The organism is Phenylobacterium sp. (genome assembly GCF_020402505.1).
Classification (GTDB): domain Bacteria; phylum Pseudomonadota; class Alphaproteobacteria; order Caulobacterales; family Caulobacteraceae; genus Phenylobacterium.
The window spans coordinates 1-9,805 of record NZ_JADBZL010000167.1 but is presented as its reverse complement, the minus strand read 5'-3'; the positions used below and the strand labels follow the sequence as shown (position 1 = coordinate 9,805).

At 68.9% G+C, this 9,805-nt stretch carries 10 protein-coding genes; 2 read left to right on the top strand and 8 right to left on the bottom strand.

Annotated features, from left to right (window positions below; genetic code table 11):
• The coding region (locus tag IM632_RS11720; RefSeq protein ID WP_296552366.1) for a TonB-dependent receptor at positions 1–1,177 on the top strand (1,177 nt) is incomplete at its 5' end.
• Positions 1,178–1,218: 41 nt separating this feature from the next.
• Here IM632_RS11720 and virB11 read toward each other — a convergent pair.
• From virB11 to IM632_RS11680, 8 genes are read right to left on the bottom strand one after another with little or no spacing between them, the layout of a single operon-like run.
• Complete coding sequence (gene virB11 / locus IM632_RS11715) at positions 1,219–2,199, bottom strand: P-type DNA transfer ATPase VirB11 (RefSeq protein WP_296552365.1); 981 nt, start codon at positions 2,197–2,199, stop codon at positions 1,219–1,221.
• Positions 2,199–3,251 (bottom strand): TrbI/VirB10 family protein, encoded by a 1,053-nt coding sequence (locus IM632_RS11710; RefSeq protein ID WP_296480076.1) that lies wholly within the window; start codon positions 3,249–3,251, stop codon positions 2,199–2,201. Before IM632_RS11710 ends, virB11 begins: the two co-directional genes overlap by 1 nt.
• A 2-nt stretch (positions 3,252–3,253) precedes the next feature.
• Complete coding sequence (locus IM632_RS11705; protein WP_296480075.1) at positions 3,254–4,006, bottom strand: TrbG/VirB9 family P-type conjugative transfer protein; 753 nt, start codon at positions 4,004–4,006, stop codon at positions 3,254–3,256.
• On the bottom strand, positions 4,006–5,157 hold the full coding sequence (locus tag IM632_RS11700; protein WP_296480074.1) for a type IV secretion system protein: 1,152 nt from the start codon (positions 5,155–5,157) through the stop codon (positions 4,006–4,008). Before IM632_RS11700 ends, IM632_RS11705 begins: the two co-directional genes overlap by 1 nt.
• Positions 5,154–7,538: a VirB4 family type IV secretion/conjugal transfer ATPase gene (locus tag IM632_RS11695; RefSeq protein ID WP_296480073.1), complete on the bottom strand. Its 2,385-nt coding sequence runs from the start codon at positions 7,536–7,538 to the stop codon at positions 5,154–5,156. The genes IM632_RS11700 and IM632_RS11695 overlap by 4 nt, the downstream gene beginning before the upstream one ends.
• The gene (locus IM632_RS11690; protein ID WP_293512921.1) at positions 7,535–7,819 is read right to left on the bottom strand and encodes a type IV secretion system protein VirB3; all 285 of its coding nucleotides are present in this window, start codon (positions 7,817–7,819) and stop codon (positions 7,535–7,537) included. The genes IM632_RS11695 and IM632_RS11690 overlap by 4 nt, the downstream gene beginning before the upstream one ends.
• 1 nt (position 7,820) lies before the next feature.
• A complete protein-coding gene (locus IM632_RS11685) occupies positions 7,821–8,126 on the bottom strand; it encodes a TrbC/VirB2 family protein (protein ID WP_293512923.1) in 306 nt (101 codons plus the stop codon).
• A gap of 4 nt (positions 8,127–8,130) precedes the next feature.
• Positions 8,131–8,718, bottom strand: coding sequence for a lytic transglycosylase domain-containing protein (locus tag IM632_RS11680; RefSeq protein WP_296480072.1), 588 nt, complete (start codon positions 8,716–8,718; stop codon positions 8,131–8,133).
• Positions 8,719–8,894: 176 nt separating this feature from the next.
• Between IM632_RS11680 and IM632_RS11675 the strand changes: the two genes are divergently transcribed.
• Positions 8,895–9,644: an enoyl-CoA hydratase/isomerase family protein gene (locus IM632_RS11675; protein WP_296480071.1), complete on the top strand. Its 750-nt coding sequence runs from the start codon at positions 8,895–8,897 to the stop codon at positions 9,642–9,644.
• The last annotated feature ends 161 nt before the right edge of the window (positions 9,645–9,805 follow it).

The window sequence follows — 9,805 nt, the reverse complement described above, 5'->3', positions numbered from 1 at the left end:
GCTGCGCTATGCCGGTCAGCGGATCGACTATCTGGTGTCCGACCGGAACATCAACGACGACATCATCTTGCTGCGGGAACTGACTGGCTCTTCCCTGACCGGGGATGCGGCCATGTACGACGCCGGGCTGGAGGTCGCCGCCGCCTACGTCCAGGTGGACAGCGAGATCCGTCCCCTGCTCCGGGGCAGTATTGGACTGCGCTACGAGACCGCGGACCAAACCGTGAAGACCCTGGACATCTTCAGCCCCTCGGCGGCGCCGATCTTCAGCCGGACCGTCTCGAAGGACTACGTTCTGCCGGCGGCGACTCTGACCTGGAACTTCGCCGAGGACCAGCAGCTGCGCTTCGGCCTGTCCCAGACCATCGGCCGGCCGCAGTTTCGGGAACTGGCGCCGCAGCGCTACCGGGACACGGAGACCGACCGCATCCTCTCAGGGAATCCCTACCTCGAGGACACGACCTTCGTGAACGTCGACGCCCGCTACGAGCACTACTTCAGCAAGGGTCAGTACTTCACCTTCGGCGCCTTCTACAAGAACATGGAGAAGCCCATCGAAGCCCTCGCAGTCCTTGGCTCCGACGGTGCCTTCCGCCAGACCTTCTATAATGCGCCCGCGGCCGACATTTACGGCGGCGAGGTCGAGTTCAAGAAGCTGTTTGAGCTGGAGACGGGGACGACCTGGGTCGACAACAGGCGCTGGCTGGTGTCCCTCAACTACACCTACACGACCTCACAGCTGAAGGTGTCGGATGGCGACACCATCATTCTCGATATCACCGGCGTCCCCACGACCCCTCCCGCCCGTGACTACCTGACCGGGGGCGAGAAGCTTCAGGGACAGTCCGATCACCTGGCCAACCTGCAGCTGGGCTTCGAGAACGACGAAGCCGGATCGCAGGCCACCTTCCTGGTGACCTACACCAGCGAGCGCGTTTCGGCCCGTTCCAGCAGCGTCGACCTGCCGGACCTGGTCCAGAAGCCCGGCATGAGGGTCGACTTCGTCTACCGGCGCAATTTCGAAATCCAGGGTCGGGAGTTCACCGGTTCCTTCGAGGCGCGGAACCTGACGGGCACGGACGCCGAAGAGTACCAGGCGGCGGGTGGAAAGCGGTTCGATACCAACAGCTTTGATATCGGCCAGTCCTTCTCCCTGGGCCTGTCCGCCCGCTTCTGACGAAAGTCCTGGGGCCGGGCGGGACCTTCCGCCCGGCGTCCTCAGGCGCGCCGGCCCAGGAATTGGATGTCCGAAATCCGGCGGGCGCCTTCGGACCGCTCAATCTGGACCACGACGTCGATCACCCGCGAGACATAGGCCTGGACCTTGTCCCAGCCCAGCTCAAGGCCCGAAGTGAGGGCCAGGAGGCCGATCTGGTCGAGGGCGCCAGCGGGGCTGTCGGCGTGGATTGTGGTGATCGAGCCTGGATGACCGCTGTTCACCGCCCGCAGAAAGGCGAAAGCCTCCGATCCTCTCAACTCCCCGAGGAGGATCCGGTCCGGCCGAAGACGCAAGGCTGCGGTCAGGAGGGCGTCCGCATCGACCCGCGCCTCGCCCATGTCGCCCCTGACGGCGATGAGGCCGACGCTGTTGGGATGGTCCAGGCGGATCTCCGGGGCGTCCTCGATGACGACCAGACGCTCAGACTCGTCGATCTCCTTCACGAGCGCATTAAGCAGCGTGGTCTTGCCGCTGCCGGTGCCCCCCGAGATCACGATGGTTTTCCGCCGGCGCACAGCCTCGCGCAGGAAGCCCAGCCGGTCACCGGCCTCAAGCAAGGCCGCCAGGATTCCGTCGCTGGACGCCTCGGCATCCTCGCCGGCGGGGCGCACGAAAAGTCCGCTTGCCGAGAGGTCCTCGAGGCTGAGGTCGGAGATCAAATGCTTGCGCACGGCCAGAACCGTACCGCCCCGGGTCGCCGGCGGCGCCACCACCTGTACGCGGGCGCCATCGGGCAGGGTTGCCGACAGGAGCGGCTGCTCCCGGTTCACGCCCTGGCTGCTGTAGGCCGCAATCTGGCGGACGAGGCGCTGGAGGGTGGTCTCATCCAGCCCAGGCGCGGCCTCGCGGTGCATACCTTCCGTCGCAGTCTCGACCCACACTTCGCCCGGGGCGTTGACCAGAAGGTCTGTCACTTCGGGCCGGCCCAGCCAGGGCGAGAGGGGAGCCAGGAAGGCGCCGAGATAGACATTGGCGTTCATCAGCGCACGACGCCCGCGAAGTCGAGGTCCCGGGCCACATAGACCTGGATCGCCGCTCCCTGATTGACCTGCAGAGTCGCAGGGATGTCCGCCGGACGGACGGTCGAGACGGCCGCCTGCCCCGCCCCCCCCAGGATCAGGGTGGTGTTACTGTTGTTGGAGCCGCTGTTGGCGGCGGCGGTGACCCCGGCGTTGAGGACCGTGAGGAGGATTGAGGCGCCGAAGCGCTCGAAGAAGTGATTGTCCACCTTGCCTTCGACTCCGCCCCGGCCAAGGCGATCCACGGCGGGAGAGGCGATGTCGATGCTGACTCCTGAGGGGCTGATGATCCGGCTCCAGACGACGAAGGCGCGGGTTTGCCCGACGGAGGCTGCAGACTTGTACTGTCCGACCAGCCGAGAGCCTCGGGGAATCAGGACGCGACTGCCGTCGAAACTGCGGACATCCCGGCTGACGACCCCACGCACGGCGCCCGGCAGATCGGAGTTGATCGCCGATTCGAGGACGGCGGCGATAAGGGTGCCCTGTGGAACGACCCGGCTAAGGTCCTGCATCTGGACCGCCCGGGCGCCGTCGCTGGTTGCGCCCATCGTCCGCGCGGCGAAGCGCTCCTCAGGTGAGCCAGGCGGTTCCGACGGCGCCGGGGCCGCGACGGTTGGATTGCCCGGCGCCACCGCCGGCGCTGCGCCCTCGGTGGGCGCAAGGTCGACGACCAGGGCCGGCGCCCTCAGGTAGGTGTCCTCCGGGGTGGCGACCGCTACGGGTGCGCCCGGCGGGACCGCCGGCGACGAAAGCGGCATGGGGGCCGGAGCCGGCTTCGCCGGCGCCGGGGTGGAGGGCGCGGGCGGCGGAGCCGGGGTGACCTGAGCCCGCGCGCCCCGCGAGGCGTTGAGCCCGTTGAACACCAGCAGGCCCGCCAGGACGGCGCCGCCGATGCCGCCCCAGAAGACGACCGGTGAGTCCGGGGCCCGCACCTTGGGCAAGGCGTCCTCGGCGCTTGCAAGGACCTGGCTGGCCGGCTCGGCCGAGGCCTTCCGCGTTTTCTCAACCATCTTCATCTCCGCCAGAAGGACCGGCGCTTTTCCGGGACCTGGCTGGTCTCGGTCCGGCGGTAGCCGTCATTGAACACGCGGGTGACATCGCCGCCCCGTCTCAGGACAAAACCCTGAGCAACGCGGTCCGCCACGAAGAGGCCGTCCCGGAGCCGGAGATTGATCACCGCCTCGGCGCCATCCGGCTCTACGGCGAAGATGGCGGGCAGGTCTTCATCCCCGGAGAAGGCGAAATAGGTGTCCCGACCATCGTCGAAGATGCGAACCGGCAGCAGGGCCCGGGACCCCTGGAAGGAATACGCCGCATTGCGCACTTCCGGCGGCGGGTCGGGCGGCGGCGGCGTCGGCACGAGGACGACCGGCGGCGCATAGACGAACCGGACGGTGAAGGGCATTCCGCGGGTCGGCTGGGCCAGGGAGGTCAGCCGGAAGTTATACCGGCGCAGGTTGGTGACCACCGTCATGTTGGTGGAGGGCCGGCGGGCCATGGGCTTCAGGAAGAGGAGGTTCGCCCGGCGGTTGGGGGTGACCTGCCATGCCAGGCTGTCGCCGATCGCGACGTTCTCGATACGCTCGGCAGGATCGAACTCGACCGTCAGCTGGTGACGAAGCGCGCCCTTGAGCTCGACCACCGCGACAGGATCGTAGTCGACGAAGTGGATGCGGGGATCGCCCCCGCCAGGGCGGGGGGTGACCGCAAAGGCGGTCGCCGACGACAGGGCGAGGCAAACCGCAATGAGGATGGAGCGAAACATCATGCGCCTCCACGCCGTCGCGTCGCGACGGGCCTTCTATAGCCGCCGCCAATTGTGTCCGCGGGTCGAGGACCGGCGACCTGGACCGGCGCCTGTCGCGCGGCGGCGCCCGCCAGGGTGATTTCCCGGACCCGGCTCTCAAACCTCTGACCATCCTGCGTCAGCGCCTGGGCGAGACGGTCGGCGCGGGAAGCGACCTGCAGGACGGCGGCCGGTTCGGGCCTCGTCGTCCCGACTGCCGTGGATGCCGGAGTTGCGGGGGGCGTCCCCATCTTCAGGCCGAGAGCGGCCACCCAGGCCGCGAGGATCAGGACCCCCTGCCCGACCGCGAAGACCAGGATCAGGGCTGCAAGACTGGTCGCCGTACGTGGGTCCAGCACCTGCGCCTGCCTCTGTTCCGCCAGCGCCGCCAACCAGGGGGCGAGCACGACCAGGAGCATGATCAGAAGCGCCCAGCCCACGAGCAGGCTGAGGGCGGACCCGGCGAGGGCCCGGACCCAGCCGAAGAAAACCCCCCGGGTCACATTCAGGAGAGCCAGGGCGATGAAGACCGGGCCCACGGCGGTGAGCACCCCGATGGCGAGCTTGGAGCCGCCAATGACGCCGACGCTCATCACCATCAGGGCGTCGGCGGCCAGGGACAGCGCCTCCGCGGAGGCCGCGTCCGAGCTCGCATAGGCCTTGGCGTTAGGCGGCGCCAGGACACCGAAGGCGGCGGCGGCGCCCCGGAGCTCGGAATGCGCCCGTTCGAGGCCCGCGACGGGGCGGGCCGCCAGGCTCCTCCCCTCGCCTCCGGAGGTCCAGGGCGCCGAGACGGCGGCGGCGATCTGCACCGGGGCCCGGTCGGCGACGTCGAAGACCAGGGTCTGGAAGACCGACCAGTTGGTCACAAGGGCCAGGATCGCACCGATGCGCAAGGCCACGCCCGGCGCTTCCGACAGTCGTGCGCCTTCAGGGGCCACAAGGAGGCGCCAGCCGATCAGGGCGACATAGATGGTCAAGAGGAGGGTCAGAGCCGCCCCGAACAGGCCCGAGCCCTGGGTCAGGGCCTCGTAACCGCCCTGGGCGTAGACGCGCGTCTGGCAGTCGATGGTGGCCAGCACGCCATCGATAGGGCCGGCGTCCATGTAGGAGGGGCAGGCCTGGATCATGGCGCGGCCTTCCCCGCCATGAAGGGCTCCAGCCAGGCCGAGGGCGCATCGCCCACCGCCGCCCGCAAGTGGTCCAGCCGGCGCACCGACCGCTCCGTCCCCGCCAGCACCTGCAGGGGCCCGGAAAGCCCGGAGAGATCCAGCCGCGCCACCACGCTGTGGTCGCCCCGCTTGACCAGGAAGCACCGGGAGGTGTCGGGCAGGGACTTGACCAGCGAGAACTCATGCTCGGAAAGACCGAAGCCATCGATGTACTCGTCCGGCTTGGCCCGGGCGTTGGGGAAGAAGATCTGGGTCGCGGCCTGCTCGATGATGGCCGAGGCGATCCGGCTGTCGAGGGCGTCCGAGGCGCTCTGGGTGCAGAAGCCCACGAGGCCATTGCGTTTGCGGATCGTCTTCTCCCAGTCCTTAATCCGGCGCACGAAAACGGGGTCATCAAGAACCTTCCAGCCCTCGTCGACCACGAAGATGGCGGGCGATCCGTCCAGCCTCTGCTCCAGCCGGTGGAACAGGTACATCATGGCCGGCGTCCGCACCTCCGGTGCATCAAGGACCCGGGTCATGTCGAAGCCGAGGACGCGCGTCTCCAGGCTGAGCTGGTCTTCGGCATTGTCGAACAGCCAGGCGTGCTCGCCCGTCTCGCACCAGGGTCCCAGCCGGAAGGCGAGGTCCCCGGGGGTGGGGCGACGGCCACCGCGGAACAGCTCGCGCAGGAAGCGGAGCCTGCGATGGCTGGTAGGTTGGGCGAAATTGGCGTCGATGGCGTCGGCGATCACCGCCCGGTCATCGGCGCTGAGGGTGGAGCCGTCCGAAGACAGGAGCTGGGCCAGCCATTCCGCCAGGAAGGCGCGGTTGCCGGGTTCGTCGGGCAGGAGGAGCGGGTTGAACCCGGTGGGCTCGCCGGGGCGCAGGACGTCGTAACGGCCGCCGATGGCGCGGATGAAGGGCTCGGCCCCGCGGTCCTTGTCGAAATAGGCGACGCGCGGCCGAACCCGCTCGGCCTGGGCCAGCAGGAAGGTCAGCAGGACGGTCTTGCCCGACCCCGAGGGCCCGATGCAGGTGAAATTGCCGAGGTCGCCCTGATGGAAGTTGAAATGGTAGGGCCCCGAGGCGGTGGTCTCCAGCACGGAGATGGCCGGACCCCAATGGTTGCCCGTCGCCTCACCGGTGGGGTGATTGTGGAAGCTGGCCAGGCTGGCGAAGTTGCCGGCCGAAATCAGCCCCTTCCGCGCGATGAACCGAAAGCCGCCCGGAAACTGAGCCCAGAAGCTCGGCTCCAGGTTGGCGTCCTCCCGGACCGCCAGGGCGCCGGCTTCGGCCATGGCGGACTGGATGTCTGCGACCGCGTAGTCGAGCGCGGGAAGGGTCTCGGCGCGGACCAGGATCGACAGGTGGTGCTCGCCATAGGCGGTGCGGCCGGCGCCGACGTCATCCCGGGCCTGGGCAAGTTCGCCCCTGAGGCTGAAGGCGTCATCGTCGGCCGCCTTGAGGCGGCGCAGCGCCACGCCCATCCGGTCCAGCGAGGCCTGCCGGTCCTGAAAGGCGAAGCTCTCGGTCAGCACCATTTCATGGGGCAGGCGCAGGACGCCGTCGAGCACGCCCGGTGCGGTCCGTGCGGGATAGTCTTTCAGCCCTACAATGGCGGCGTAGCTGCGCGCGCCGCCATGACCGGTCCCAAGCTCCATGGCGTCCAGGCCGAAGGTCAGGCGGCGCTGGCCGACCGCGGCGGCGATGTCCCCGGACGGGGTGAGCACGGGCCGGCCCTCGCCGTTCAGCAGGAGGGCGAAGAACTCGGAGGGCTCGGAGTACTGGGCGCCGCCGGGCCCACTGTAGAGGCTGAGGGTGCGGACCCCGTAGGGCGACAGGGCGGCCGCGAAGGACTCGCGAATGGCGTGCAGTTCGCGCAGGTCGCGGGTGGTCTCAGACTGTCGCTGGCGAGGTCCCCGCAGCACTTTCTCGACCAGACCGGCCCGCCCCTGGGTGGGCCTGAGGACGAGGGTCAGGAAGATGTCGTTCACAAAGAGCTGCCGGGCCTCCAGCTGCTCTCGCCACTTCTGGTCGAGGTCGGCGCAGAAGGGCTCCTCCGGCGGCGGCGGGAACTCAGGGGTGACCCGCCGGCGAACCACGTGGTGCCAGAGGGCGAGCCGCGAGGTGGCGGCGCTGCGCAGCACCGTCTCGCGGACGGACTTTCGGTAGTTGAGGTCCTCGTCCGACGCCGTCTCGAAGGGAAAGCCCGAGATGTGCAGGGTCTGGACCAGCAGCCCGTCCCGGGTCGACACCGTCTGGGCGTCCAGGTGCCGGGCGTAGGGCAGGCGGTCGGTGATGGCGACCTCCCGGGGCGCCAGGAGGCGGGCGGCCTGGGTCGTGATGAACCTGTTCACGGCGTGTACGAGTTCCCGCCCCAGAAACTGAAGTTCCGGACCCGCGGGCAGGACCGGACCCGGGTGATCCAGATGTCGAAGAAGCGCGGCTCGCGCACCGAACCGGCATAGCCGATGGCGTGGATCACCAGCGCGACGCCAAGGACCCAGAACGACTTGGTGATCAGGAAGAGCTCCCCGGTCACGATGAGGTTGAGGATGGCGTAGGTGTAGGTCACGCCGCCGATCATCTGCGGCCGCGTCAGGGCGGCGAAGACCGGATCCGAGGCCAGTCGGCTCATCCTACATGGCTCCGGCGAGGCTGCGGATGCCTGCCACGATGGAGACGGCGCCGAAGATGATGAAGGCGCCGACGATGACGATCACCCCACGCCGCCACTCCATCCGCCCGGACAACATGAGGAAGCCGACGATGGCGATGGCGATGACCGCAGCGCTGGTGGCCACCGTGCCCAGAAGGGTTCCCTGCACCCAGCTGAGGGCGGCGATCAGGGGAGACGAGCCGGCGGGGTCCGCCTGGGCCTGAGCCAGGGCGGGCGAGGCGCTCAAGGCGGCCAGCAGGGCGAAAGGGAGGGTCTTGCGGGTCATGGTCCTACTCGGCTCCGAAGGACAGGATGCGGGGCGCGCCAAGGCGCGAGACGATCGCCTGGACATAGGCGCGGGTTTCCTCAAAGGGCGGCACGCCGCCATAACGCACCACGGCTTCGGGTCCGGCGTTATAGGCCGCGAGTGCGAGCCGGACGTCGCCAAAACGCCGAAGCTGCCGGGCCAGGTAGTTCACGCCCCCGTCGATATTGCTGTGGAGATCGTCGGGGTCAACGCCCAGATCGCGGGCGGTGGCGGGCATCAGCTGCATGACCCCTCGGGCCCCCTTGGGCGAGACGGCGGACTGCTGGAAGCGGGATTCCTGCCAGGCCACGGCCGCGGCGAGACCCGGGTCGACGCCGTGCCGGGCGGCGGCCTCGGCGATCAGGCTGGCCACCGCTGCGGGGGCGGGCGCGGCCATGCGCGGGACGGCGCTGAGGATAGGCTGGGCGCCGGCGGAGGTAATGACCATGGGTCCGGAATAGGTCGTCACGGCGCCATCGTCTCCGATCTCGAGAACCTGGCCACTGGCGACATCCGGAACCGTCAGCAAGGGGACGAGAAGAACGCCGATACCGATGGCGATGGTCCTCACGGGAAATCCTGTCTGCGGCGCCCCTGAACGGGAACGGGAGTCGAGGCGCAAGATATCCCGAATTGGGCGGTGGGAGGATTACAAAGGATCAATGACGGTTGGATGACAGGGCTGGCCGCAGGATTGACATCGGGACGCCGGATTGCGTTCCCTCGGACCCAAAGGGAGGATGACGAATGACGGATCTGGTCCTGCGCGAACAGCGCGGCGCGGCGGTGCATCTGGTGCTGAACCGGCCTGACAAGCTGAACTCCCTGAACGTCCCGCTCTTCCAGGCCCTTGACGCCCACGTCCGGGACATCGCCGCCAAACCCGCCGGGGTCGCGGTGGTGGTGGTGAGGGGCGCCGGCCGCTGCTTCTCGGCCGGCCACGACCTGGGCGACATCGCCGTCGGCGAACGGCTGCCGGAGCCGAACTTCCAGTCCAAAGTGATCGAGCGCCTGGCGGCCCTGCCCCTTCCCGTGATCTCGGCGGTCCATGGTCACTGCTACACCGGCGCCCTGGAGCTGGCCCTGGCCGCCGACATCATCCTTGCGGCGGAGAGCGCCAAATTCGCCGACACCCACGCCCGCTGGGCCCTGACGCCGGTCTGGGGCCTCAGCCAGCGCCTGCCCCGGCGCGTGGGAACCAGCAAGGCGCGGGAGATGATGTTCACCTGCCGCACCTACTCAGGCCGCGAGGCCGAGGCCATGGGACTGGCCAACGCCTGTTTCCCGGACGAGACCTTCCTGGAAAGCGTCGACGCCTGGGTCGCAGAGATCGCCGCCAACTCGGCCTTCAGCCACGCCGCCAACAAGCGCCTCCTGGACCTGACCGACGGCCTGCCCCTGCCAGCGGGCCTCGCCCATGAGGTCTACCGCGGCGAGGGGGTCGGACCCGACATGCGCGAGCGCATCGCCGCCTTCGCCACCCGGAAGGGCGGCTGACCCCGGTTGACCCCTGAAGTCTAGCCCTTCGCCCCGTCCAGCATCTGGGTGAAGCCCGCCGGGGCGTAGGGGCCGATGCAGACCTGCTCCAGCACGCCGATGCCGGTGCGGCCCTCATTGTCGCGGGTGAGCACGATCTGCTGGGTATGCAGGTGCGAGGG

What these genes read in the sequence shown, in the direction of transcription:
- IM632_RS11675 (WP_296480071.1), top strand. Translation starts at nt 8,895, where the DNA reads ATGACGGATCTGGTCCTGCGCGAACAGCGCGGCGCGGCGGTGCATCTG.
- virB11 (WP_296552365.1), bottom strand. Translation starts at nt 2,199, where the DNA reads ATGAACGCCAATGTCTATCTCGGCGCCTTCCTGGCTCCCCTCTCGCCC.
- IM632_RS11685 (WP_293512923.1), bottom strand. Translation starts at nt 8,126, where the DNA reads ATGACCCGCAAGACCCTCCCTTTCGCCCTGCTGGCCGCCTTGAGCGCC.
- IM632_RS11690 (WP_293512921.1), bottom strand. Translation starts at nt 7,819, where the DNA reads ATGAGCCGACTGGCCTCGGATCCGGTCTTCGCCGCCCTGACGCGGCCG.
- IM632_RS11710 (WP_296480076.1), bottom strand. Translation starts at nt 3,251, where the DNA reads ATGGTTGAGAAAACGCGGAAGGCCTCGGCCGAGCCGGCCAGCCAGGTC.
- IM632_RS11705 (WP_296480075.1), bottom strand. Translation starts at nt 4,006, where the DNA reads ATGTTTCGCTCCATCCTCATTGCGGTTTGCCTCGCCCTGTCGTCGGCG.
- IM632_RS11700 (WP_296480074.1), bottom strand. Translation starts at nt 5,157, where the DNA reads ATGATCCAGGCCTGCCCCTCCTACATGGACGCCGGCCCTATCGATGGC.